The sequence below is a fragment of the Desulfobaculum sp. genome (assembly GCF_054921475.1).
In genome coordinates, this window is record NZ_JBUDSW010000001.1 from 15,947 (window position 1) to 39,242 (window position 23,296).

The 23,296-nt window shown below is 62.6% G+C and carries 24 protein-coding genes; 2 read left to right on the top strand and 22 right to left on the bottom strand.

Annotated features, from left to right (window positions below):
- Position 1: 1 nt before the first annotated feature.
- Entirely contained in the window at positions 2–2,248 is a 2,247-nt protein-coding gene (locus tag ACY69P_RS00085; protein ID WP_462326168.1) for a DUF3536 domain-containing protein, read from the bottom strand.
- Between the two features lie 160 nt (positions 2,249–2,408).
- Between ACY69P_RS00085 and ACY69P_RS00090 the strand changes: the two genes are divergently transcribed.
- Positions 2,409–2,675 carry a hypothetical protein gene (locus ACY69P_RS00090; RefSeq protein WP_459897893.1) on the top strand — a complete coding sequence of 89 codons (267 nt, stop codon included), beginning with the start codon at positions 2,409–2,411 and terminating at the stop codon, positions 2,673–2,675.
- Positions 2,676–2,811: 136 nt separating this feature from the next.
- Here the strand turns inward: ACY69P_RS00090 and lon are convergent, their stop codons facing one another.
- The 21 genes from lon to ACY69P_RS00195 form a co-directional block, all read right to left on the bottom strand.
- Positions 2,812–5,241, bottom strand: a complete 2,430-nt coding sequence (lon, locus tag ACY69P_RS00095; RefSeq protein ID WP_459897895.1) for an endopeptidase La — start codon at positions 5,239–5,241, stop codon at positions 2,812–2,814.
- A gap of 134 nt (positions 5,242–5,375) precedes the next feature.
- Complete coding sequence (locus ACY69P_RS00100) at positions 5,376–5,651, bottom strand: acylphosphatase (protein ID WP_404845717.1); 276 nt, start codon at positions 5,649–5,651, stop codon at positions 5,376–5,378.
- Positions 5,652–5,695: 44 nt separating this feature from the next.
- Positions 5,696–6,373: a RadC family protein gene (radC, locus tag ACY69P_RS00105; RefSeq protein WP_404845718.1), complete on the bottom strand. Its 678-nt coding sequence runs from the start codon at positions 6,371–6,373 to the stop codon at positions 5,696–5,698.
- Positions 6,374–6,473: 100 nt separating this feature from the next.
- Complete coding sequence (gene holA, locus ACY69P_RS00110; protein ID WP_462326169.1) at positions 6,474–7,475, bottom strand: DNA polymerase III subunit delta; 1,002 nt, start codon at positions 7,473–7,475, stop codon at positions 6,474–6,476.
- A gap of 85 nt (positions 7,476–7,560) precedes the next feature.
- Complete coding sequence (gene lptE, locus ACY69P_RS00115; protein WP_404845720.1) at positions 7,561–8,058, bottom strand: LPS assembly lipoprotein LptE; 498 nt, start codon at positions 8,056–8,058, stop codon at positions 7,561–7,563.
- Positions 8,059–10,539 (bottom strand): leucine--tRNA ligase, encoded by a 2,481-nt coding sequence (leuS, locus tag ACY69P_RS00120; RefSeq protein ID WP_462326170.1) that lies wholly within the window; start codon positions 10,537–10,539, stop codon positions 8,059–8,061.
- Positions 10,540–10,549: 10 nt separating this feature from the next.
- Positions 10,550–11,092, bottom strand: coding sequence for a hypothetical protein (locus tag ACY69P_RS00125; RefSeq protein WP_459897902.1), 543 nt, complete (start codon positions 11,090–11,092; stop codon positions 10,550–10,552).
- Entirely contained in the window at positions 11,070–11,537 is a 468-nt protein-coding gene (gene nusB / locus ACY69P_RS00130) for a transcription antitermination factor NusB (RefSeq protein ID WP_459897904.1), read from the bottom strand. Before nusB ends, ACY69P_RS00125 begins: the two co-directional genes overlap by 23 nt.
- Before the next feature lie 3 nt (positions 11,538–11,540).
- On the bottom strand, positions 11,541–12,011 hold the full coding sequence (gene ribH / locus ACY69P_RS00135; RefSeq protein WP_459897906.1) for a 6,7-dimethyl-8-ribityllumazine synthase: 471 nt from the start codon (positions 12,009–12,011) through the stop codon (positions 11,541–11,543).
- Between the two features lie 63 nt (positions 12,012–12,074).
- A complete protein-coding gene (locus tag ACY69P_RS00140) occupies positions 12,075–13,292 on the bottom strand; it encodes a bifunctional 3,4-dihydroxy-2-butanone-4-phosphate synthase/GTP cyclohydrolase II (protein WP_404845725.1) in 1,218 nt (405 codons plus the stop codon).
- Between the two features lie 92 nt (positions 13,293–13,384).
- On the bottom strand, positions 13,385–14,050 hold the full coding sequence (locus tag ACY69P_RS00145) for a riboflavin synthase (protein ID WP_459897908.1): 666 nt from the start codon (positions 14,048–14,050) through the stop codon (positions 13,385–13,387).
- 1 nt (position 14,051) lies between these two features.
- Positions 14,052–15,194 (bottom strand): bifunctional diaminohydroxyphosphoribosylaminopyrimidine deaminase/5-amino-6-(5-phosphoribosylamino)uracil reductase RibD, encoded by a 1,143-nt coding sequence (gene ribD / locus ACY69P_RS00150; protein ID WP_462326171.1) that lies wholly within the window; start codon positions 15,192–15,194, stop codon positions 14,052–14,054.
- Positions 15,169–15,624, bottom strand: a complete 456-nt coding sequence (locus ACY69P_RS00155) for a deoxycytidylate deaminase (protein ID WP_462326172.1) — start codon at positions 15,622–15,624, stop codon at positions 15,169–15,171. Before ACY69P_RS00155 ends, ribD begins: the two co-directional genes overlap by 26 nt.
- Positions 15,625–15,769: 145 nt before the next feature.
- Positions 15,770–17,008, bottom strand: coding sequence for a serine hydroxymethyltransferase (gene glyA / locus ACY69P_RS00160; protein WP_462326173.1), 1,239 nt, complete (start codon positions 17,006–17,008; stop codon positions 15,770–15,772).
- A gap of 68 nt (positions 17,009–17,076) precedes the next feature.
- Positions 17,077–18,321: a beta-ketoacyl-ACP synthase II gene (gene fabF / locus ACY69P_RS00165; protein WP_462326174.1), complete on the bottom strand. Its 1,245-nt coding sequence runs from the start codon at positions 18,319–18,321 to the stop codon at positions 17,077–17,079.
- A 127-nt stretch (positions 18,322–18,448) separates the two neighbouring features.
- A complete protein-coding gene (gene acpP / locus ACY69P_RS00170) occupies positions 18,449–18,679 on the bottom strand; it encodes an acyl carrier protein (RefSeq protein WP_404845730.1) in 231 nt (76 codons plus the stop codon).
- A 71-nt stretch (positions 18,680–18,750) separates the two neighbouring features.
- A complete protein-coding gene (gene fabG / locus ACY69P_RS00175; RefSeq protein ID WP_459897914.1) occupies positions 18,751–19,494 on the bottom strand; it encodes a 3-oxoacyl-[acyl-carrier-protein] reductase in 744 nt (247 codons plus the stop codon).
- 161 nt (positions 19,495–19,655) lie between these two features.
- Entirely contained in the window at positions 19,656–20,645 is a 990-nt protein-coding gene (locus tag ACY69P_RS00180) for a beta-ketoacyl-ACP synthase III (protein ID WP_404845732.1), read from the bottom strand.
- 78 nt (positions 20,646–20,723) lie between these two features.
- Positions 20,724–21,752, bottom strand: a complete 1,029-nt coding sequence (gene plsX, locus ACY69P_RS00185) for a phosphate acyltransferase PlsX (protein WP_404845733.1) — start codon at positions 21,750–21,752, stop codon at positions 20,724–20,726.
- A complete protein-coding gene (gene rpmF / locus ACY69P_RS00190; RefSeq protein ID WP_404845734.1) occupies positions 21,742–21,921 on the bottom strand; it encodes a 50S ribosomal protein L32 in 180 nt (59 codons plus the stop codon). Before rpmF ends, plsX begins: the two co-directional genes overlap by 11 nt.
- 65 nt (positions 21,922–21,986) lie before the next feature.
- Complete coding sequence (locus tag ACY69P_RS00195; RefSeq protein ID WP_462326175.1) at positions 21,987–22,520, bottom strand: YceD family protein; 534 nt, start codon at positions 22,518–22,520, stop codon at positions 21,987–21,989.
- Positions 22,521–22,731: 211 nt separating this feature from the next.
- On the opposite strand from ACY69P_RS00195, the gene rpmB reads away from it, so the two are divergent.
- On the top strand, positions 22,732–22,929 hold the full coding sequence (rpmB, locus tag ACY69P_RS00200) for a 50S ribosomal protein L28 (RefSeq protein WP_459897920.1): 198 nt from the start codon (positions 22,732–22,734) through the stop codon (positions 22,927–22,929).
- Positions 22,930–23,296: the final 367 nt, after the last annotated feature.

Below are 23,296 nucleotides of genomic sequence, written 5' to 3' on the forward strand. Positions count from 1 at the left end.
GTTATGCTACAGCGCCCGGTGCAAAGCCAAGGAGCTCCACAAGCGACTCCGAGGCCGCGTACCGGGCGCTCTGGTTCCATACGCTGTTCTGGACGGACCACAGGTCCAGCTCCGGATCAAGCTCCACCGCGCGCTGGATGATGCCGACAATGGTGTCCTCCGGCGCTTTGTCGTCCATAAGGCGCAGTACCTCGGTAATGATGCGGTGCGAAAACGCCGCGCGCTCGGGCTGACCTGCGGGCTGGGCCTGCAAAAAGTCCATGAGGTTTTCCGGGGCGCTTGGCTCTATGGCTGTGGTCCATGCCAGCGGCGCCCAAAAGCGCCCCCAGTGCCATGCCATATTTTGTGTAGCCTGCGATTCCGTCCACGGCTGGATGAGATGCAGGCCCGACTGCACTCCCACCAGTTGCCGGTTCCACACAGCTTCCTCGCTGGCCGCGGCCCATTCAAGGGCGATGGCTTGCCGCTTGTTCCACGGCAGGTCGCGCGGCAGGAAGCTGGCTTCCCCGTCCTCAAAGTGCACTGTGACGCTGCTCTCCAGCGGGTTTTCCGTGGTGGAGCGCTGCCACGTCCATGTGTAGCGCTGGTCGCGTCCGCGTCCCCGGTGGATGGTGGCCGTGCCCTGAAGCGTACCGCTCCCGGGGACGCTCTCAAAGGCAAAGTCGATGCTGGCTCCGGGCCAGCCCATGCGCGTCTCCTGCGGCATATTGTGGCGCAGGCCGCGCGCCCATAGGATGACAAGCCCCTGCGCAATGAGGCTCTGGGGCGTTTCGCTTTTTGGGCGCACGCGCTGGATGTACAGCTCCCGCCCCGAGGACTGGGGCGGCTGGTTGGCGACGGCTTCGGCGAGGATGGCCTGATAGTCCCGCGCAACGGCCGTGGTATCCAGCCCGGTGTCGCTGGCGAGTTCCAGTGCGCGGCGGGTGTAGGTCATGGCCCCAAGGGGTTCAATGCGGTCAAGGTCGTCAAAGAACCACGCGCAACTGGCCATGGAGGCCAGCGACCATTGCTCCATCTCCAGCAGGTCCCACGCGGTGGTGGCGTCGTCGTCCGAGAGGTTTGCGGAGAAGTGCGAGGCGCGGAAGGCCTCTGGGTCTGCGCCGCCAAAGCGCACCGAGCCGTAGGCCAACAGGGCGTCTGCGGGCTGCGGGAAATAGCGCGGGGCCGTGGCGGTGAAGTGCTTGTGCACGGCGCTTCGGGCGTGGTCCTGCGCACGGCGCAAGGGATCGCGCCAGCGCTGGGTCCAGTGCGGATGCCCGCCCGTGTTGCAGCCGCAGTCCGCCTTCCAGCGCTCCACGCCGTGGGCGCAGCTCCACGAGGACGGCTCGTGCAGGCGCACGCGGTGGGTGGGCGGATGCGCGGCAAGGTAGGCCGCGTAGTTGGTCAGCGACAGGTCCGGGGCGTCCTCGGCCTGCATGAGCATATAGGCCAGCGCCATTTCGCCAAAGGTGAAGTGGTGCCCGTAGGTTTCGCCGTCCGTTGCCAGCGACAAAAGTCCCGGCAGGGTGGCGTCTTTCACGCGGGACCAGAACGCGCCGCCGTCGCGCAGCAGCTCCTCAAAAGCCACGGCCTGCGAGAGTGCGCCGTGGTAGAAAAAGACGCTGATGGTGCGCCCGGAGGGCAGTTCCACAAGGTAGGGCTGTGTGATGTCCAGTCCGCCTTCGTCCACATTGTGCCAGTCGTCGCGGCCTGTGGGGGCGATGGCGGCGGCTTGGCGCGGGGCCAGAATGGTAAAGGCGATGCCTGCCTCGGCAAGGGCCTCAAGGGAGGCGCTGTCCACGGCGGTTTCGGACAGCCACATGCCGTCGGGCTGGCGGCCGAAGCGCGCCTCAAAGTCCTGCATGGCCCATGCGGTTTCGATTTTCTTGTCCTCGTCGCTGGCAAGGGGCATGATGACGTGGTGGCATATTTGGCCGAGGGCGTTGCCGAAACCAAGGCGCGAGCGCGAGGCCTTGTCCGCATCCAGAATGCGGTGGTAGGTTTCGGGGTCGCTCTTTTCCATCCACGAGAAGAGCGTTGGCCCAAAGTTGAAGCTGAGGTATTCATACACGTTGACGATGCGGGCGATGCGCCCCTTGTCGTCAAGCAGGCGCGCCCAGGCGAGGGGGGCGTAGCTTTCGCGGGCGATGCGTTCGTTCCAGTTGAGGCCCGGGGCGGCGCTGCCCTCGGGCAGGACGGTGCGCAGCCACGGGTCCTCGCGCGGTGGCTGGTAGAAGTGACCGTGAATGCAAAGGTGCTTCTCCATCATATCCCCCATGGTTTGCCGGAGTGCGGCGCTTGGTGGTGGTCCCTCGTCTGGTTTTAACAGATTCCGCCGCGCATGCGATAGTCCAAGTTGTAGACAGACGGGCTGGTGATATGTACAGAGGGCGGCACAACGCAGGTGCGCAGGCACAAGGAGACACGTTATGGCACACGATGAACGCGCCGAGCTTGAGGCGCTGTCGCATGAAGAGCTGCTCGACTGCTTCGAGGGGGCGCTTTTCGAGCATGTAACCGAGGGCAAGGAATTCCCGGAGATGGTGGAGATGACCATCGCGCTGGGCATCCGTAATTTCGTGGCAACGCGGCTGGCACCGCAGCAGGATGCCGATATTATCGACCTGTTCCTTGACGGCGACCGCGCCGTGGTGGAACTGGTGGACCACGCCGCCGAGCTTGGCCTTTTGGAATAAAAGGCCGCACAACACCGCAAAAGGCGCGGCGGTAGGCACTACGCCCTGCCGCCGCGGACAAAAAAGGCCCGCATCATCGCCAGATGATGCGGGCCTTTCGTTGTGTGTGATGGCAGCCCGTGGGCTGTGGAGGACGCTAGTCCTTCTTCACGCAGACCTGCGGCCAGATTTCGTCGATGAGCTCAACGGGCGTCACCGTAATCTTGCGGCGCAGTTCGGCGGGCACGTCCACAAGGTCGCGCTCGTTCTGCTTGGGGATGAAGACCTGCCGCATGCCGTTGCCCACGGCGGCGAGGATTTTTTCCTTGATGCCGCCAACGGGCAGCACGCGTCCGCGCAGGGAGATTTCACCCGTCATGCAGACATCGGCGCACACCGGGGTGTCCGTGAGTGCGGAGATGACGGCGGTCACCAGCGTGACGCCAGCCGAGGGGCCATCCTTGGGCGTTGCGCCTGCGGGCACATGGACGTGCAGGTCCACGTTTTCCGTGAACTCGGGGTCCAGCCCAAAGACGTCGGCGCGGCTGCGGGCGTAGGACAGGGCCGCCTGTGCGGATTCCTTCATCACATCGCCCAGCTTGCCGGTGAGGGTGAGCTTGCCCTTGCCCTTCATGGGCGTCACCTCAATATGGAGGATTTCGCCGCCAAAGGGCGTCCAGGCAAGGCCAAGGGCCACACCGGGGGGCAGGGTCTTTTCCATCTCGTCGTCGCGGTAGTACGCGGGGCCAAGGAACTTTTCCAGCACCTTGGGCGTGACCCTGTAGGGGCCTTTGTCGCCCTCGGCCTTTCTGCGCGCCAGCTTGCGGCAAATGGAGCCGATTTGGCGCTCCAGATTACGCAGGCCGGCCTCGCGGGTGTACTCGCGCACGGTCTGGCCGATGACGGCGTCGGAAATCTGCATTTCCTTCAGCTTGATGCCGTTGTCCTCAGCCTGACGCGGCAGCAGGTAGCGGCGCGCGATTTTGACCTTTTCATGCTCCGTGTAGCCGGGGATGCGGATGGTCTCCATGCGGTCAAGCAGCGCGGCGGGAACGGTGTCCAGCGTGTTGGCCGTGCAGATGAACATGATTTTGGACAGGTCAAAGGGCACGTTGAGGTAGTGGTCCGAGAAGGAGTTGTTCTGCTCGGGGTCCAGCACCTCAAGAAGGGCCGACGACGGGTCGCCGCGGAAGTCCGCGCCCAGCTTGTCGATTTCGTCCATCATGAACACCGGGTTGTTGGTGCCCACCTGCTTGAGGCCCTGAATGATGCGGCCGGGCATGGCGCCGATGTAGGTGCGGCGGTGGCCGCGGATTTCGGCCTCGTCACGCATGCCGCCAAGGGAGATGCGCAGAAACTTGCGGCCAAGGGCGCGCGCAATGGACCGCCCAAGGGAGGTCTTGCCAACGCCCGGAGGGCCCACAAAGCACAGAATCGGTCCCTTCATCTTGGGATTGAGCTTGCGTACGGAGAGGTACTCAAGGATGCGCTCCTTGACCTTCTCCAGATTGTAGTGGTCCTCGTTGAGAATTTTCTGCGCTTTGCGGATGTCCAGCCTGTCGCGCGAGGCCTTGTTCCACGGCAGTTCGGAAATCCAGTCCAGATAGGTGCGGATGACCGTTGCCTCGGAGGAATCCGGGTGCATGCTGGCGAGGCGCTTGAGCTGTTTGTCGGCTTCCTTGCGCACGTCCTTGGGCGGATTGGCCTTGTCCAGCGCGGTGGCGATTTCTTCCAGCTCTTCATTCTGCTCGTCGGCTTCGCCAAGTTCGCGGCGGATGGCCTTGAGCTGTTCGCGCAGGAAGAAGTCGCGCTGGGCCTTATCCATGCCTTCCTTGGCCATGGACTGGATTTTCACCTGCATGGAGGCCACTTCGATTTCGCGGGCCAGCAGGGTGTTGATGAGTTCCAGCCGTTCGATGGGGTCGAAGGTCTCAAGGATGGACTGGGCGTCCTCCACGCGCAGGCGCAGGTTGGACGCGATAAGGTCGGCAAGGCGGCCGGGCTCGTCCACGCTGTTGAGCACGCCCATGATGTCCTGCGAGGAGATGCCCTTCAGGCTCATGAGCTTTTCGCTCTGGTCTTTGGCCGCGCGGATCATGGCCTCGGTGGTGGGGGTCAGCTCGGTGGTGTCCTCGTCCTTGATCAGTTCCACGGTGGCGGTGTGGTAGGGCGAGTCGCCGGTGAAGTCCTTGACCCGTGCGCGCGAAACGCCCTGCACCAGCACCTTGAGGCGGCCGTCGGGCATTTTGAGCATACGCATGATCATGCCCACAGTGCCGATGGTGTACAGGTCCTCGGCGCTGGGGTCGTCCACCTTTTCGTCGCGTTGGGACAAAATGAGGATGTGGCGTTTGTCGGCCAGTGCGGCTTCCACAGCGGCCACGGATTTTTCCCGGCCCACAAAGAGCGGGAGGATCATGTAATTAAAGACCACGATATCGCGGACCGGCAGAACGGGCAGTTCTTCCGGAATTTCGGGCGCAGTGGCCTGTTCATCGTCGGAGGGAAGCTCCGTGATGGTTCCGGCGGACGCGGGGTCGTCACTATCTGCGATGACGAGAAGGGAGTCGAGAAGCTCGTCCGTCATAAGTATTCCTTTGGCGTACAGTTGTGCGAATCGGACGGCGCGGGGCATCATGCCCGGGGGCAGATGCACGGCGTCTGTCTAGGCTCTTTGGTCCGCCGCTGCGGACGAAAGGCATCCTGTCGGTGCAGGGTGCGTCAGGACCGGATATGGAACTCGTCGTGTTCCGTATCGTAGTCGATCCATTTGCACTGCACATTTTCAACCTTAGCGAGCGAAGGGCCGGCCAAAAGCCGCCGCTTGAGCGTATTCACCGCTTCGTCATCGCCTTGCGCCAAGACCTCGACGGTGCCGTCGGCAAGATTGCGAATCCAGCCGGTAACACCAAGGTTGTGAGCCTGGTCGTGGGTCCATACTCGAAATGCGACCCCTTGAACCGTTCCAGTGATAAGGCACTGAAGGCTTCGAACCATGACCGCCTCCTAGGTTGAGGTTGGCGCGCTGGGGAAATTCTGTTCTACAGCATCCCCCTGGACTGGAAGCTGAAATACTCGCCGCCGCTGACGACCAAGTGGTCAAGCACACGCATGCCAAGGTCGCGCGCGGCGCGGCAAATGCGGGCGGTCACTTCCTCATCCTGCGCCGATGGCCGAAGGTTTCCCCCCGGGTGGTTGTGGATGAGGATAATGGAACTCGCCTCGCGTTCCAGCGCTAGGGAGAGCACTTCGCGGACGTAGACCGGAGACTGGTCCACCGTCCCTTGGCTGAGTTGCTCCCAGCTCAGCAGCCTGTTGCGCGTGTCGAGCAGGGCAACCCAGAATTCTTCCTTCACGGCATGCCCCAGACGGGAGATGGCCATTTGCGCCACTGCCTGCGGGGTGCCAAGCACCTCGCGTTCACGCACGCGTGATTCCCCCATGCGGGCCCACGTTTCGCGCCACAGGTGCCAGAACTCCTCCAGCTTGGGGCCAAACCCCTTTACCTGACGCAATTCCGCGGGACGGGCCGCAAACACACCATACAGGGAACCAAAGCGCGACAAGAGGTCCTTGGCGAGGGGCTTTGTATCCTGCCGGACTATGACCTGACCGAGAAGCAGTTCCAGAACTTCATAATCGGCCAGCTCGCGCGGGTTGTGTTTCAGGCGGTTTCGCAGGCGTTGCCTGTGGCCCAGATAATGCCGGTTATCGCTCATAATAGGTCTTCGTTGCGAGGCGGGCAAGGGGGCCGCCCGGATTTTTTGGGGTGGCCGTGCGTGGTGGCGGTGAATGCATCCTGCCGGATTCAAGGAAGATTTATCGCATTCCGGCGGGTTTTGCATCCTGAAAAACTGTGTACAGGCCGCCGACAATGGCTTCAAAAGCCTGTTCCGGCGTGCGCTGGCCGCTCTTGATGCCGAATTCCGCCTCCATGGTGAGGTCCCAGATGCGGGACAGGCGGGCCGGACCAAGGCGCTTGGCCGTGGTGGTCATGGCGCGTTGGCGGGGCTGGGGTACCCATGCGGAGGGTTTTTCGCCGTGGGCAAGCTCCCACATGATGCGTGCGTCGCGCTGGAGCAGCGCAAGGAAGGAAAACAAAATATTGTCCGACGAGCTGACCATGCGGTTGTCGAAAACCTTTTTCCACACGCGCTCGGGCGTTGCGCCGGATTGGAGCATGGAGATGAATTCAAAAACGTCCATGTCCGCCTCGGCGGCGATGACGGTGAGGTGGTCGCGCGTGACGGTGCCTGCGTCCCCGGCGGCAAGGGCCAGCTTGTCCAGTTCGCTGCGCGCGCCAAGGGCGTCGGTGGGCAGGGCGTCGGTCAGGGCGCGCAGGACGTCTGGAGCGATGTCCAAACCGTTTCGCTTGGCGTAGCTCCGGACAAAGTCCGGCAGGGTGCGGCGCGTCAGACCGGGGGACGACCAGACCCAGCCGCGTTTTTCGGCCACGGCCCAGTATTTTTGCTTGGTCAGCGTCTTGGGGACCTTGGGGCTGCCCTTTTTGTCCAGAGCGCCCTCAAGGCAGAAGATGGGCCAGATGGTGCTGCCCGCGCTGGCGAGGGCGGTTTCCAGCTTGTTCCACGTATCCACCAGAAAGGTGTTGGCGCGCCGAATGATAACAAGGCGCGAGGTGCCCATGAGGTCCGGGATTGTCAGGTCCTGCCAGAACGAGCCGGGCAGGTCGCCGTCGTCGGCCCAGTAGACGCGGCGCACCCATGTGGCGCCGTCGCCGTAGGTGGCGACGAGGTGATCCATCTCCTGCCGCAGCAGTTCGACGTCGGGGCAGATGAGGAATGAAAATCCGGGACGGGACATGGTTCTCCTTACCGTGGCGTTGATGCATGAAGCCGCACCGGCGCGCAGGCGCGCCGGTGCGGCTCGTATCGTCTGGCAATAGGGCCTAGTAGGCCTGGGACAGCCTGTCTGCGAGGCGGCGGACGGCCAAGGAGACCACCCGGCGCTCTGCGGCGTCCCTGTTGGTGGTGAAGGACTGGCTGGCGCTGACGGTACCGGAGTTCCACAGCTCCGAGCCATCGGCCCTGCTCACGATTCGTGCCTGCATGTTGATGTTGGCGCTGGATTTCACGGTTTCATCGTCGGAGTCCGTCAGCGACGCATCGGAACGGAAGGACGAGACTGTGATGTGCATGTCTGCCGTGGCGTCCTTGGCGGACGTCCACACGATGCTGCCGCGGCGGGTCAGTTCGTCGCGCACTTCGGCGCGGAGCAGGCTTTCCAGCCACGGTTTCAGCGTGGGGTTCTCCACACTGCGGATGCACAGGGCGCGGTGCGAGGCATCAAGCACAAGGGGCGCCTCGTCGTCGGGCAGGCGGTAGCCGCAGCCCGAAAGGACGAGAGCCAGAACAACAGCCGGGAGAATCGCGCGCAGGTATCGCATTTATCCCACCACAATGTTGACCAGTTTACCGGGCACCACAATCACCTTGCGCACGGTTTTACCCTCAATGTGCTTGGCGACGTTTTGCTCGGCGAGGGCGGCCTTTTCCACTTCGTCCTTGGGGGCGGAGGTGGAAACCGTCAGGCGGCCGCGGAGCTTGCCGTTGACCTGAACCACGACGGTGACTTCGTCGCGGGCCAGTGCCTTTTCATCGTGCTCGGGCCAAGGCTGGACGGCAAGGTGCGTGGTGTAGCCCATCTGCTGCCACAGTTCCTCGCACACGTGCGGGGCAACCGGGGAGAGCAGGGTCAGGGCGGTGCTCACGGCGGAGGAAAGCGCTTTCGTGCCTTCTTCGGTGCCGACCAGCTCGTCCCGGAGCTGGTACATGGTGTTCACCAGCTCCATCACAGCGGCGATGGCGGTGTTGAACTGGAAGTGCGTCACCACGTCGTGGGTGACCTTCTTGACGGTCTCGTGCTCCTTGCGGCGCAGCTCCTTGGCCTTGCCGGATACGTCCAGCGCGGCGCAGGGACCAACCGGGGAGAGGGACCCGCCAAGGTCTTCCACCAGACGCCACACGCGCTTGATAAAGCGGGCGGAGCCTTCAATGCCGGTGTCGCTCCATTCCAGATCCTTTTCCGGCGGCGCGGCAAACAGGCAGAACAGGCGCACGGTGTCCGCACCGTATTTGGCGATCATCTCGTCGGGGTCCACGATGTTGCCCTTGGACTTGGACATCTTGGACCCATCAAGGAGCACCATGCCCTGCGTGAGCAGGTTGTCAAAGGGCTCGTCGATGTCGATGAGCTGTTCATCGCGCAGCGCCTTCACGTAGAAGCGCGAGTAGAGCAGGTGCAAAATGGCGTGCTCAATGCCGCCGATGTACTGGTCAACGGGCAGCCAGTACTTGACGGCTTCGCGGTCCAGACCCTGCTCGTCGTCGCGGGGGCTGGCGTAGCGCAGGAAGTACCACGACGATTCCATGAAGGTGTCCATGGTGTCGGTTTCGCGGTGCGCCTTGCCGCCGCATACGGGGCAGGTGGTGTCGAAGAATTCGGGCGTCTCGGGCAGCGGGCTGCGGCCGTCGGGGCGCGTCTGCACGTCCTCGGGCAGGGTCACGGGCAGCTGGTCCTCGGGGACGGGGACAATGCCGCAGGTGTCGCAGTAAATCATGGGGATGGGGGCGCCCCAGAAGCGCTGACGCGAGATGTTCCAGTCGCGCAGGCGGTAGTTCACGGTCTTGCGGCCGCGGCCCGTCTCGGCGAGGTAATCGGTAATGGCCAGCTTGGCGTCCTCGTTGGGCATGCCGTCGAAGCGCTCGGAGTTCACGAGGAGTCCGGGCTCGGTGTACGCCTCGGTCATGGCGGCCGGGTCGAGGGTTTCGCCCTCGGGCTGGATGACCACGGTCATGGGCAGGTCGTACTTGCGGGCAAACTCAAAGTCGCGCTGGTCGTGGGCGGGCACGGCCATAACCGCGCCGGTGCCGTAGTCCATGAGCACGAAGTTGGCCACGTAGATGGGCACGCGTTTGCCGGTGACCGGATTCACGCAGTACGCGCCGGTGAACACGCCTTCCTTTTCAAGGTCGTCGGAGCCGCGGTGGATTTTGTCCATGCCGCGGACCTTTTCCACAAAGGCGCGGACGGCGTCCGCTTCGGGCTTGCCCTCGATGAGCTGTTCCACCATGGGATGCTCGGCGGCAAGGCTCATGAACGTGGAGCCGTACAGGGTGTCGGGGCGGGTGGTGAACACGGCGATGCGGTCCTCCAGACCCTCCACCTCAAACTCCAGCTCGGAGCCGTAGCTCTTGCCGATCCAGTTGCGCTGCATGGTCTTGACGCGCTCGGGCCAGCCGGGGAGCTTTTCCAGGTATTCCAGCAGCTCGTCGGCGTAGTCCGTAATCTTGAGGAACCACTGGGACAGCTCGCGGTTTTCCACCACGGAGTCGCAGCGCCAGCACAGGCCTTCTTCCACCTGCTCGTTGGCGAGCACGGTGTTGCAGGTGGGGCACCAGTTGACGGGCGCCTTTTTGCGGTAGACGAGGCCCTTTTCAAACAGCTTGATGAAGAACTGCTGTTCCCACTTGTAGTACTTGGGATGACAGGTGGCCACCTCGCGGTCCCAGTCGTAGGAATAGCCCAGCCGTTTCAGCTGGGTGCGCATGGTGGCGATGTTCTCATAGGTCCACTTGGCGGGGTGGGTGCCGTGCTTCATGGCCGCATTTTCAGCGGGCAGGCCAAAGGCGTCCCAGCCCATGGGGTGCAGCACGTTAAAGCCCTGCATGCGCTTGAAGCGGGCAACCACGTCGCCGATGGAGTAGTTGCGCACGTGCCCCATATGGATGCGGCCGGACGGGTAGGGGAACATCTCAAGGCAGTAGTACTTCGGCTTGTCGTGGTCGATGTCGGTCTTGAAGATGTTCTCGTCGGCCCAGAGCTTTTGCCATTTGGACTCGATGGATTCCGGAGCGTAGTCAGCCATTGAATTTCCTTTACAATCTTTCGCGGATGCGGGTGAACAGGCCGGCCATGCGCTCGGGCAACGTGGCGTTGCGCCGGGCTTCGGCCTCTTGCCGTTCCCGCAGGTCGATGTCGTAGCTGCTGTCAAAGACAACATGGGGGAACGCCTTTTGCCATGCGCGTACGCTCTCGTAAGCGGTTTCGCGCATGGTGTCGCCTATCTTGATGTAGACGACGCTGTCCGCCGTGTAGTGCGGCCAGAAGGCCTTGCCCCAAAGGACAAGGGCATCCGTGACCGAGTGGCCGAGGGCGGTGGAAAAGGACCCGGGGTCCAGCCACCACTCGTTCCAGCCAAGGTCGCGGATGGAGTCCGCCATGCTTTTGCTCCATTCGGCCACGCGCCCAGCGTTTGACGGAACCTCCCAGCACAGCTCATAGCGCTGCGTGGCGCGGTCCGACCATGCACAGATGGTTGGGCGTGCCTCATGAAGCGATGCGCCCGCGCGTCTGAGGTAGACGCGCGGCGTATCGGCAGGGCGCTGTTTGGCGTCCCTAATGAACCCTAAGTTGACCATTTTCAACAGCTTTGGCAACGGCGTCGAGGATGCCGTTGACGAAGTTCTTGGAATTGTCGTCACCGAAGCGTTTGGCCAGCTCCACAGCCTCGTTGATGGCCACCTTGAGGGGCACATCGGCAAGGTAGAGCATTTCGTACATGGCCAGACGCAGGATCGTCAGTTCGATCCGGGCAATCCGCGATAGCTTCCAGTGCTGGGAATACTCGCCAATGCGCTTGTCGATGTCTTCTTTATTCTTCCAGACACCGGAGACGAGTTCCCATGCAAATTCCTTCCTGCCGGTCGCGTTGCGTTCGGCTGCTTCTTCAGAGGGCGCCGGGGCCAGGGTGAAGGCGCGTTCCAGCTGGTCCATGGCCGTCACTTCATTGAAGTTGAGGCTATAGAGGACTTCAAACGCGCGCCTACGGCCACCCCGTCGGCTGCCTTTTTTGGTATCGGACATGGATTAAATCTGCTCCAGAACGCGGACCATCTCGAGGGTGGCGGAAGCGGCTTCCACGCCCTTGTTGCCAGCTTTGCTGCCGGCACGTTCGATGGCCTGTTCGAGGGTATCGGTGGTCAGGAGGCCGAAGCCGATGGGCACGTTGGTCTCCAGAGAGACCTGAGCCACGCCCTTGGCGCACTCGGCGCACACGTAGTCAAAGTGGGGCGTTGCACCGCGGATGACAGCGCCAAGACAGATCACGCCGTCATACTTGCCGGACGCCGCCAGCTTGCGGGCCACGAGGGGCATCTCGTAGGCGCCGGGCACCTTGACGAGGGTCAGGTCGTCCTTGGATCCGCCGTTGCGGCCGATGTAGTCCACCGCGCCGCCGATGAGGCGGTCCACGATGAAGTCGTTGAAGCGGCTGGCGACGATGGCGAACTTGAGGCCCTGTGCCTGATACTGCCCTTCAATGGTCTTGATGTGGTACATGTGCATCTCCTTGCGAAATGGAAAATATGATGGAGGGTGGCCCCGCTGGGGGGCCACCGGCCGTTATTCCTCGTCGTCGAGATGGAGCATGTGCCCCATCTTCTGCTTTTTGGTCTCCAGATAGTGGTAGTTCCACTGGCAGGACTTCATTTCGATGGGCACACGGTCCACAACCTCAAGCCCGTAGCCCTCAAGGCCCACGATCTTTTTGGGGTTGTTGGTCATGAGCTTCATCTTGGTCACGCCGAGGCTTACCAGAATCTGCGCGCCGATGCCGTAGTCCCGAAGGTCGGGCTTAAAGCCCAGCTTCTGGTTGGCTTCGACGGTGTCATAGCCTTCGTCCTGCAGGGCGTAGGCTTTGATTTTATTGCACAGGCCAATGCCGCGGCCCTCCTGACGCATGTACAGCAGCACGCCCTTGCCCTCTTCGGCGATCATATTCATCGCCGTTTGGAGCTGGCCGCCGCAATCGCAGCGCATGGAGCCGAGGGTATCGCCGGTGAGGCACTCGGAGTGCACGCGCACAAGCACGGGCTCGCCGGGTTCGATGTCGCCCTTCACCAGTGCCAGATGCTCCTTCTTGTCCACTTCGGAGTAGAAGGCCACGGCGCGGAATTCCCCGCCGAAGCAGGTGGGCATTTTGGCCTCGGCCACGCGGTCCACGGCAAGGTTGCCGAACTTCATGCGGTATTCGATGAGGTCGCGGATGGTGGCGATTTTGAGGTCGTGCTTTTTCGCGAATTCCTTGAGGTCGGGCATGCGGGCCATGTTGCCGTCCTCGCGCATGATTTCGCAAATCACGCCTGCGGGCTTGAGGCCGGCAAGGCGGGCGAGGTCCACACTGCCTTCGGTCTGTCCGGCGCGGACCAGCACCCCACCGGGGTTGGCGCGCAGGGGGAAGACGTGGCCGGGGGTGACGATGTCGCCGGGGGTGACGTCGTCGCGGATGGCCGTCAGGATGGTGGTGGAGCGGTCATATGCGGAGATGCCGGTGGTCACGCCTTGGCGGGCTTCGATGGACACCGTGAAGGGCGTCTCAAAGCCGGACTCGTTTTTCTGGGTCATCATGGGCAGATCCAGACGGTCCACCATCTCTTCGGCCATGGACAGGCAGATGAGACCGCGGCCATGGGTGGCCATAAAGTTGATGACTTCGGGCGTGGCAAATTCGGCGGCGATGGTCAGGTCGCCTTCATTCTCGCGGTCCTCGTCGTCGACGAGGATGATCATTTTGCCTTTTCGGATTTCTTCAATGGCTTCTTCAGCCGTGCAAATGGGCATGGTTGCTCCCTCTTTGGAATATATCGCGGGACGCCGTGGCGTCTCGGCAGACGGGCACACATGGACGCCATGCGGCACCGTAGTGGGTGTCGCTAAAAGCCGTTCATGCGGAGGAATTCCTCTGTGATGCCCCCGTCAGCGGAATCCGGGGGCGTGTCATCGCCGGTCCAGGGGGCGACCATACGACGCACGTACTTGCCTATCAAGTCCGTTTCCATGTTGACACTATAGCCGGATTTCCATTTGGCAATGGTTGTGGCGCGCTGGGTTTCAGGAATGATGTTCACTTCCAGCCAGTCCGCGCCGCAGGCATTCACCGTCAGGCTGATGCCGTCGAGGGTCACGGAGCCCTTTTCGATAACGTAGACGCCATGTTCCGAAGGGAAGGAGAGGCGGTAGATGCGCGACTGGCCTGCGGGGGTGACGGCCGACACGCTGGCAAGGCAATCCACATGCCCGCTGACGAGATGGCCGCCCAGCCGGTCGCCGAGGGCGAGGGCGCGTTCGAGATTGGCGATGCTGCCTGTGGTCAGGTCGCCGAGATTGGTGCGGGAGAGGGTTTCGGCGGAAGCGTAAGCCGTAAACCAGTTCTGCCCAAAGGTCTCCACGGTGAGGCATGCGCCGTTGACGGCAATGCTCTCGCCAAGGACCAAGTTGGGCAGCGAGTCGGCGGGAATCTCAACGCGAAGGCGCGATTCGCCGCCCCGCGCTTCGATGGAGCGGATGGTTCCAGTGGTCTGGACAAGTCCGGTAAACATGTCAGTCCGCCTCCCGACGGTAAATAATGAGCGTGTCCGCGCCGCAAGGGCGGGATTCGGCCGTGCGCAGGGTGATGGCTTCATCCATGGTCTGCGGGCTGCGGCCGGTGAACAGGTGCCGCGCCTCTGCGTCGCCCAGAATTTTGGGCGCGAGGAAGAGGCGGAACTCGTCAATACGGTCAGACGCGAGGAAACTCAAGGCCAAACCTCCACCGCCTTCGCACAGCACCCGCAAACATCGGGCTTCGCTGCGCAGGCGGACGAGCCCTGCGTCCACGCTGATGCCGCTGTCGTCCGTGGGCAATCCCCAGACGCGAGCGCCCCTTGCGCGCAGGTCGTCTGCGGCGCTGGACGCTGCGGCGGCCTCGGTGGTCCAAAAAATCGTCTCGGATGCGCGCCGTGTGGTGAGGGTAAATTTTTCGGGGTCGGCGGGCAGGGTGCCCGTCACAACCACGGCTAGCGGCTGGCGCAAGTCCTTTGGGGCATCGTCAAGGCGCACGTCGAGGCTCGGGTTGTCCTTGCGGAAGGTGCCGCCGCCCACGATGACGGCGTCCACGCGTGAGCGCAGTTCATGCACGGCGCGGCGCGACTCGGGACCGCTCACCCACTGGGAGTGCCCGGTGCGGGTGGCGATTTTGCCGTCGATGGTGGCGGCCATCTTGAGGATGACGTAGGGGCGGTCCGTGGTCTGCCATGCGCGGAAGTCCGCGATAAGGTCCTCGCAGGCGCGGGTTTCGATGCCGGTGTGCACGTCAAGGCCGTGCTCGCGCAGCAGGGTCGCGCCGCCCTTGGCGATGGGGTTGGGGTCCAGCGCGCCAACAAACAGTGTGCGGATGCCCGCCTCAAGGATGGCGTCGGAGCAGGGCGGGGTCTTGCCGTGGTGGGTGCACGGTTCCAGCGTGACGAACATGGCGCACTGGGCCGGGTCCACGCCTTTGGCGCGGGCGTCGGCAAGGCACTCGCGCTCGGCATGCAGGCCGCCGAATTTCTGGTGCCAGCCCTCGGCTACGATGCGGCCATCGTGAACCAGCACGGCGCCAACGGTGGGGTTGGGGGCGGTGTGCCGCCGCCCGCGCTTGGCGCAGGCGATGGCGTGGCGCATAAAGCGCGCCGCGTCCTTAGCGGTGATAGTCGAGACGCTCAAGGCGCACCCCCGCTTCGGCAAACATATTCTCGGACAGTTCGTCCGGGTAGCCTTCGGCAAAATAGATGGTCTTTACGCCGCAGTTGATGAGCATCTTGGCGCAAATGAGGCAGGGCTGGGTGGTGCAGTAAATGTCCGCACCGGCGATGCTGACGCCGTGGATGGCGGCCTGAACGATAACGTTTTGCTCCGCATGCAGGCCGCGGCAGATTTCGTGGCGCTGGCCGGAGGGAACGCCGAGTTCCTCACGCAGGCAGCCCACGTCGAGACAATGGGAGATGTTTGCGGGCGCACCGGTGTATCCGGTGGCAAGGATGCGCTTGTCCCGCACGGCAATGGCGCCGACTTTGCGGCGGGTGCAGGTGGAGCGTTCGGCAACCATGTAGGTTATTCCCATGAAATATTCGGGCCAGGGGATTCGGTTTTCCATGCGCGCATCCGGGTGGCGGCGGTGTGCCGCCGAGTCGAGTTTTCAAATTGGGCGTCAGTCGCCCACGCGTGCCGCGGGGCGGCAGTGGTGTCGGGTCAAAATTGAGAGGGCGGGAGACAGGCTCCCGCCCGGAATGCCGTCGGTGTTACCACGCGTAAAGCGGGAACTGGCGCGAGAAGGTCTCCACGTCCTTGCGGATTTCATCAAGGCGCGTGTCGTTCTCAATGTTCTGCAGCACGTCCACAATCCAGCCGCCAACCTTGGCGATGTCGGCTTCCTTCATGCCGCGGGTAGTCAGGGCGGGGGTGCCCAGACGGATGCCGGAGGTCACGAAGGGAGAGCGGGTCTCGAACGGGACGGTGTTCTTGTTGCAGGTGATGCCTGCCTTGTCCAGCGCGATTTCCGCGTCCTTGCCGGTGATGTCCTTGCTGGTGAGGTCCACGAGGATGAGGTGGTTGTCCGTGCCGCCGGAGACAAGGTCGTACCCGGCGTCCATCAGCGTGGTGCCGAGGGCGGCGCAGTTTTTCAGCGTCTGGGCCTGATAGTCCTTGAAGCCGGGCTTTAAGGCTTCGGCAAAGGCCACGGCCTTGGCCGCGATGACGTGCATCAGCGGGCCGCCCTGGATGCCGGGGAAAATCTGGGAGTTGAGCTTCTTGCCGTATTCCTCGGTGGAGAGGATCATGCCGCCACGGGGTCCGCGCAGGGTTTTGTGCGTGGTTGTGGTGGTGATGTGCGCATGGCCGATGGGCGAGGGGTGCAGGCCAGCGGCAATGGGACCGGCGATGTGGGCCATGTCCACCATGAGCATGGCACCGACGGCGTCGGCAATGGCGCGGAAGCGGGCAAAGTCGATGACGCGGGGGTAGGCGCTGGCACCGGCGATGATGAGCTTGGGGGAGTTTTCGCGGGCGATGCGCTCCACCTCGTCATAATTGATGGTGCCGGTTTCCTTGTCCACGCCGTAGGAGACAACCTTGTACAGCTTGCCGGAGAAGCTGACCGGGGAGCCGTGGGTCAGGTGACCGCCGTGGGAGAGGTCCATGCCCATGATGGTGTCGCCGGGTTCGAGAAAACCGAAATAGGCCGCCATGTTGGCCTGAGAGCCGGAGTGCGGCTGAACGTTGGCATACTCCGCACCAAAGATTTCCTTGGCGCGGTCGCGGGCGAGGTCTTCGACCATGTCGACGAATTCGCAGCCGCCGTAGTAGCGCTTGCCGGGGTAGCCCTCAGCGTACTTGTGCGTGAGGACGCTGCCCATGGCCTGTCGGACTGCCGGGGAGGTGAAGTTCTCGGAGGCGATGAGTTCCAGCTTGCTGGTCTGACGATCGATTTCCAGGTTAAGCGCCTTGGCGATTTCCCGGTCCTGAAGCAGCAGTTCTTCCATTGGGACGACCCTTCCGGTTTATGGTGGTGTGGCGGGCCGGGGGCAGGTGCCGCCCGGCCAGCGCCATATTAATCGGTGAACTTCTTGAAGATGATGCTGGCGTTGGTGCCGCCGAAGCCGAAGGAGTTGGACATGGCGTATTCGCACTGCCGCTCCACGGAGCCGTTGGCGGTGTAGTCCAGATCGCACTCTTCACCGGGGTTCTCAAGGTTGGTGGTGCCGGGCACCACGCCGTGATGCAGGGCCAGCACGGAGAACACGCCCTCAACGCCGCCAGCGGCACCCAGCAGGTGGCCGATCATGGACTTGTTGGCGGAGATGGCGATGTTTTTGGCGTGCTCGCCAAAGGTCTGCTTGATGGCGCGGGTTTCGCACAGGTCGTTCAGGTGCGTGGAGGTGCCGTGGGCGTTGATGTGGTCCACGTCCTCGGGGGCGAGCCCTGCGTCGTCCAGCGCGGCCCGCATGGCGATGGCCATGCCGGAGCCGTCCTCTTCCGGGGCGGTCATGTGGAAGGCATCGCCGGAGGCGCCAAAGCCGACGATCTCGGCGTAGATCTTGGCGCCACGCGCCTTGGCGTGGTCGTAGTCCTCCAGCAGCAGCATGCCGCAGCCCTCACCCATGACAAAGCCGTCGCGGTCCGCGTCGAAGGGACGGGAGGCCTTTTCCGGCTCGTCGTTGCGGGTGCTCAGCGCCTTGAGGGAGCAGAAGCCGCCAAAGCCCAAACGGGTGATGGTGGATTCCACACCGCCGCAGATCATGGCGTCCGCGCGGCCCAGCAGAATTTCGCTGAAGGCGTAGCCGATGCCGTGCGTGCCGGAGGCACATGCGGACGTGGACGCAAGGTTGGGGCCCTTTGCGCCGACCTCAATGGACACCATGCCCGGAGCCATGTTGGCGATGACAATGGGGATGAAGAAGGGGGAAACCTTGCGGGGGCCGCCCTTCAGCAACTTTTCATGAGTGGTCTCGATGGTGTGCAGACCGCCAAGGCCACAACCGAGATTGACGCCAACCCTGTGGGCTTCGTCCTCGGGAATGCTCCAATCGGCGTCCTGCAGCAGCTGCTGGGAAGCAGCCACGGCAAACTGCGTGAACCGCTCCATCCGGCGTGCCTGCTTGGCGGGCATGAACTCTTTGGGATCGAATCCCTTCACTTCGCCAGCGATGCGCGTGGCGTAGTCCGTGGCGTCAAACTGGGTGACGGGGCAGATGCCCGACACGCCGGCCACGAGGTTCTCCCAGCTGGAGTGGACGTCGTTGCCGATGGGAGTAATGGCCGACAGGCCAGTTACGACAACTCTTTTTCTTTTCATTGCTCCTCGCCTCATATCGGTCGGGGATGCGCCGATGGCGCGCTTGTGGGAAAAGCCAAAGCGCCTTGAGGCCCACAAGGAGCCGCAAGACGCTTCGGTGTCGATATCGGAAGCAGCAGGGCAGGGCCTACTGATGCTTGGAGATGTAGTCGATGGCGTCCTGCACCTTGACGAGCTTCTGGGCTTCGTCGTCGTCGATCTCGGTGCCGAATTCCTCTTCCATGGCCATGATCAGCTCGGTGAGGTCGAGGGAGTCGGCGCCCAGGTCTTCCACGAAGGAAGCTTCGTTCTTTACTTCGTCGGCGGAAACGCCCAGCTGGTCAACGATGATTTCTTTGATCTTTGCTTCAACGGACATATTGCCCTCCAATGAGTTTGTTTGCCCGATGGGCAGTGAGTTCGTGTTTGGGGTAGCTGTGTATCAGCCAACTACATGTGCATTCCGCCGTTCACGGACAGAACCTGACCCGTGATGTAGGACGCATCGTCCGACACCAGGAAGGCGACAGCGCCAGCGATGTCCTCGGCGGAGCCGGGACGCTGCATGGGAATCTGCGTCTTGAAGGATTCGAGGACCTGTTCGGGAAGGTCGGCAGTCATGTCCGTGGTGACAAAACCGGGGGCGACGGCGTTGACCGTCACACCGCGGGAGGCCAGCTCCTGCGCGGCGGTTTTGGTCAGGCCAATGAGGCCCGCCTTGGACGCCACATAGTTGGCCTGCCCGGCATTGCCGGCAAGGCCCACCACGGAAGCCATGTTGACGATACGGCCAGAGCGCTGGCGGACCATGATTTTGGCCGCTTCGCGCAGGCAGGTGAAGGCACCGGTGAGATTGACGTCCAGCACGCGGTCCCAGTCCGCATCTTTCATGCGGATGAGCAGACCGTCGCGGGTAAGACCGGCGTTGTTCACCAGCGCCGCAAGGTCCACCTGGCCTTTGATGTTCTCCTTGAAGAACGTGGCCACGGCGTCGCGGTCGGAGCTGTCGAGCTGGAACGCCCGGGCGGAGGAGCCGCCCGCCTTGATCTCGCTGACGACGGCTTCGGCTTCTTCAGGGCGGCTGACGTAGGTCAGGTACACCTGATAGCCTTCGCGGGCCAGACGCAAGGCGCAGGCCTTGCCAATTCCGCGCGAGCCGCCGGTGACGAGCGCTGTTTTTATGAGATCGCTCATGCTTTCAATCTTCCTCTTGTTCCGGGTTGGGAACCGAACCTGAGTATGTAGCTCAATTCCGTCTGGACTTCAACCTTGAGGCTCTCGAAGAAAGCCCCGCGATTCAAGGGGTTTGGCTTCCGAATTGCGTACGCACTCTTTTGTAGGAAAAAAAGTGCGGCCTAGAACCGCAACAGGAATGCCGCCCAAGTAAAACCGCCGCCAAAGGTGGTGACGAGCACGGTCTGCCCTGGGGTGATGTCGCCGTTGTCCACGGCCTCGGCGAGGGCGATGCCCACGCTGGCTGCGGACGTATTGCCGTAGTTTTGGACGTTGAAGTAGACGCGCTCGCGCTCGATGCCCAGCTTTTTGCCCACGGCTTCGATGATGCGGCTGTTGGCCTGATGGGGCACAAGCAGGTCCACGTCGTCGGTGGTGAGGTCATTCTGGGCCAGCAGGCGCTGGCAGACGTCCGTCATGCTGCGCACGGCAACCTTGAACACTTCGCGGCCCTGCATGCGGATGAAATGGCTGTCATCCACCGTGTGGCCGAGGGTGTACGGGTTGCTGGAGCCGCCGCCGGAAATGGTGAGCAGGTCACCATACTGGCCGTCGGACTCAAGCAGTGCGTCCACAAGTTCGACGCCGTCGTCGCCCTTGTCGGCGGTGATGACCGCCGCGCCCGCACCGTCGCCGAACAGCACACAGGTGGTGCGGTCCTGCCAGTTGACGCGCGAGGTCATGACCTCGGCGGCGCAGGCAAGCACCTTGGCCTCGGGGTCGAGGGCCAGCATGGCGCGGGAGGTTTGCAGGGCGTACAGAAAGCCGGAGCAGGCCGCATTGACGTCAAAGGCCATGCAGCCCGCCGCGCCAATCTTGTGCTCCAGCTGGGTGGCCGCGCTGGGGCAGTAGGCGTCGGGGGTGCAGGAGGCGCAGATGACGTGGGTGAGGTCTTCGGCGGCAACGCCGGCCTTGGCCAGCGCGGTGCGCGAAGCCTCGGCGGCAAGGTCGGATGCGCACTCGCCTTCGGCAACGACGTGGCGCTGCCGGATGCCGGTGCGCGAAGTGATCCATTCGTCGGATGTATCGACGATGTGTTCCATGTCCGCGTTGGTTAGAACCTTTTCGGGGACGTGGAAGCCGAGTCCGTGGATATATGCTTTGGTGGTCATTGCTCTATCAATCGTTGAGTGTGCCGCGTGATCGCCGCAATACCGGGCCATGGCCGGGTGCTGCGAGGAAGGGGGATGCTAGGCGCAGGCGCCGAAGTCGCTATTGGACTGCAATTCTTCCTTGATATGGTCGTTGGCGCCGCTGGAGACGAATTGGCCGGCCATCTTTACCGCATTGGTGATGGCCTTTTCGTTGGAGGCGCCATGGCAGACGATGACGATGCCGTTCAGCCCAAGGATGGGGGCACCGCCATATTCGGCGTAGTCCACGAACTTGGCGAAGCGGCGCAGGCGGCCCTTGGCCAAAAAGGCGCCAAGGCGGCCCAGCCAGCTGCCGAGCAGTTCGCGTTTGAGGACTTTGCCAAGGCTTATGGCAAGCCCTTCCGAAAGCTTCAGCGCAACATTGCCGACGAAGCCGTCGCAAACCACGACGTCCACGTCGCCGGTGAAGACGTCGCGTCCTTCCACATTGCCCTGAAAGGCCATGGAAGTGGCCTTGAGCATGTCGTAGGTCTCTTTGACCTGCGTGTTGCCTTTGCCTTCCTCCTCGCCAATGGACATCAGGCCCACCCGCGGCTTGCCGTAGCCCAGCACGTCGCGGGCGAAGACTTCGCCCATGATGCCAAACTGGAACAGGTGCAGCGGTTTGGAGTCCACATTTGCCCCAACGTCCAGCAGGACCATGGGCTTTTTGACGGTGGGAAGAACGCTGGCGAAGGCCGGACGCTTCACGCCCCGCACACGCCCAATGACGAACATGCCGCAGGCGGAGGTGGCGCCGGAGTGTCCGGCACTGACTACGCCATCGGCTTCGCCATCCTTGACGAGGCGGCAGGCCACCTGAATGGAGGTGTCCTTCTTGCGTCGGAGGATTTCGGAGGGCTTTTCATGCATCTCAGCGACGTCCCCGGCGTGGACGACGGTAACGTCCAGTCCGGAGGTATCGAGTCGGTACAGCTCATTGCTGATCGTCGACTCGTCGCCAACGAGGATGACGGCAAGGTCATGTTCCCTCGCGGCCCGGACAGCGCCGGGGACGACGATGCTGGGTCCGTTGTCGCCGCCCATGGCGTCAACGGCGATGCGCGGCTTGATGTTAGGCTTCATCCTTAAAAAGCATCTGCTTGCCTTTGTAGGCGCCGCACTTGTTGCAGGCACGGTGGGGCAGGGCCGGCTCACCGCACTCGCAGTAAATCACGTTAGGAACGGAAACCTTGTCGTGAGAGCGACGCATGCCGCGCTTGGACTTGGACGTTTTCTTTTTGGGGACTGCCATTTTCGTCTACCTCGTTTTGTGTGATGTATGTTCGCCGCCCTGAAGGGGGCGGTGACATCCGTGTATTATTGCTTGTTCCGGTCCGGGACCTTCAGGCCGCGCAGGGCAGCCATGCGGGGGTCGCCGCTTTCGCTTTCGCAGGAGCACTCGCCGGTGTTGAGGTTTATGCCGCACTGGGGGCACAGACCTTTGCACTCGGGCGAGCACAGGGGCTTGACCGGAAGGGCAAGCACGAATTGTTCCCAGAGGATGGCCCCCGCGTCAAGGACAACGATGCCGCCCTCCTCGCGCATGCGGGGTTCGTCCGTTTCGTCCGTGTCGCCGATTTCTTCATAGATGTCGAAATCCTGCTCCACGTCGACAACGGCTCGCTCCATGCAGCGGTCGCACGGGATGGATACCCGGCCGGTAACGCTGCCCTGAATGACACAGGACTTGGGGCCTTGCGGGAGAACCCGCAGCCGACCTTCCAAAGGCTCCACCACGGCAACCTTCATGCCGCAGGCTTCCCATTGCCCGGACCACAGTGTAGGGTCCGTGAAAGTAAATTCCCGGCCCTCGGCCGGGATGTCGACTGTATTGATCATAAACTTGCTCATGTATTCCTCACAAGGGGCATTCTCTATATGTGAATATTTCACGTTGTCAAGGCTAAAGCGCTTGCATTTTGCCACGGGAAGGGATAAAGGGGCAAATTCCGTGTGAGTGAATCGTACTCGCTCCTGCGGTAGAAATCGAGTAAGATCACTTGGGCGGTGCGAATTATCTGCGCTAACCGCCGTGAAATAGTGGATTTTGAGGAGGTCTCCCATGAGTCAGTTTTGTGAAGTCTGCGGCAAGAAGCCCCAGGTTGGAAACAATGTGAGCCACGCGCACAACAAGACCAAGCGTCGCTTCAATCCCAACCTGCAGAAAATCCGTGTCCAGCTCGACAGCGGCGAAGTCAAGCGCGCCAACGTGTGCACCCGTTGCATCCGTTCCGGCAAAGTGACCAAGCCCGTGAAGTAGCGCGGATTGCCTGGTGCGTGCCGCGCACAGGAATTTTGCGGAAAAGCCCCGGCAGTGTGCCGGGGCTTTTTGTTTTGGTGCGGCCCGAAAAGGCCCCGCACGCGCGGCTCGCCGGAGCGTTCAATCAGGCCACCGCGCGCCCATGCCAGCCCCGCACCACGCGGGCCGCAGCGCCAACGAACCCGCCCCCGCAGGATGTGTCCTGCGGGGGCGGGTTTTGTGTGCTGCGTCTCGTTACAAGAAGTCCATATAATACAAAAGTTTTCCGCATTTGCGGCACTTGAACTTGTATACAGCAGGGTCCATGGCCGGTTCGTAGACTGAAACATATCCTGCCCAGTCTTCGTGGCTCCTGGAGTAGGTTGTG

Excerpts from the sequence above, each read along its gene's own strand:
- ACY69P_RS00125 (WP_459897902.1), bottom strand. The coding sequence starts at position 11,092 with ATGGTCAACTTAGGGTTCATTAGGGACGCCAAACAGCGCCCTGCCGAT.
- nusB (WP_459897904.1), bottom strand. The coding sequence starts at position 11,537 with ATGTCCGATACCAAAAAAGGCAGCCGACGGGGTGGCCGTAGGCGCGCG.
- radC (WP_404845718.1), bottom strand. The coding sequence starts at position 6,373 with ATGAGCGATAACCGGCATTATCTGGGCCACAGGCAACGCCTGCGAAAC.
- ACY69P_RS00195 (WP_462326175.1), bottom strand. The coding sequence starts at position 22,520 with ATGAGCAAGTTTATGATCAATACAGTCGACATCCCGGCCGAGGGCCGG.
- ACY69P_RS00100 (WP_404845717.1), bottom strand. The coding sequence starts at position 5,651 with ATGGTTCGAAGCCTTCAGTGCCTTATCACTGGAACGGTTCAAGGGGTC.
- rpmF (WP_404845734.1), bottom strand. The coding sequence starts at position 21,921 with ATGGCAGTCCCCAAAAAGAAAACGTCCAAGTCCAAGCGCGGCATGCGT.
- ACY69P_RS00140 (WP_404845725.1), bottom strand. The coding sequence starts at position 13,292 with ATGCCCATTTGCACGGCTGAAGAAGCCATTGAAGAAATCCGAAAAGGC.
- lon (WP_459897895.1), bottom strand. The coding sequence starts at position 5,241 with ATGACGGACGAGCTTCTCGACTCCCTTCTCGTCATCGCAGATAGTGAC.
- lptE (WP_404845720.1), bottom strand. The coding sequence starts at position 8,058 with ATGCGATACCTGCGCGCGATTCTCCCGGCTGTTGTTCTGGCTCTCGTC.
- ACY69P_RS00090 (WP_459897893.1), top strand. The coding sequence starts at position 2,409 with ATGGCACACGATGAACGCGCCGAGCTTGAGGCGCTGTCGCATGAAGAG.
- glyA (WP_462326173.1), bottom strand. The coding sequence starts at position 17,008 with ATGGAAGAACTGCTGCTTCAGGACCGGGAAATCGCCAAGGCGCTTAAC.
- ACY69P_RS00180 (WP_404845732.1), bottom strand. The coding sequence starts at position 20,645 with ATGACCACCAAAGCATATATCCACGGACTCGGCTTCCACGTCCCCGAA.
- fabF (WP_462326174.1), bottom strand. The coding sequence starts at position 18,321 with ATGAAAAGAAAAAGAGTTGTCGTAACTGGCCTGTCGGCCATTACTCCC.
- rpmB (WP_459897920.1), top strand. The coding sequence starts at position 22,732 with ATGAGTCAGTTTTGTGAAGTCTGCGGCAAGAAGCCCCAGGTTGGAAAC.
- ACY69P_RS00155 (WP_462326172.1), bottom strand. The coding sequence starts at position 15,624 with ATGGAAAACCGAATCCCCTGGCCCGAATATTTCATGGGAATAACCTAC.
- fabG (WP_459897914.1), bottom strand. The coding sequence starts at position 19,494 with ATGAGCGATCTCATAAAAACAGCGCTCGTCACCGGCGGCTCGCGCGGA.
- acpP (WP_404845730.1), bottom strand. The coding sequence starts at position 18,679 with ATGTCCGTTGAAGCAAAGATCAAAGAAATCATCGTTGACCAGCTGGGC.
- ACY69P_RS00145 (WP_459897908.1), bottom strand. The coding sequence starts at position 14,050 with ATGTTTACCGGACTTGTCCAGACCACTGGAACCATCCGCTCCATCGAA.
- leuS (WP_462326170.1), bottom strand. The coding sequence starts at position 10,539 with ATGGCTGACTACGCTCCGGAATCCATCGAGTCCAAATGGCAAAAGCTC.
- ACY69P_RS00085 (WP_462326168.1), bottom strand. The coding sequence starts at position 2,248 with ATGATGGAGAAGCACCTTTGCATTCACGGTCACTTCTACCAGCCACCG.
- ribH (WP_459897906.1), bottom strand. The coding sequence starts at position 12,011 with ATGTACCACATCAAGACCATTGAAGGGCAGTATCAGGCACAGGGCCTC.
- plsX (WP_404845733.1), bottom strand. The coding sequence starts at position 21,752 with ATGAAGCCTAACATCAAGCCGCGCATCGCCGTTGACGCCATGGGCGGC.
- holA (WP_462326169.1), bottom strand. The coding sequence starts at position 7,475 with ATGTCCCGTCCCGGATTTTCATTCCTCATCTGCCCCGACGTCGAACTG.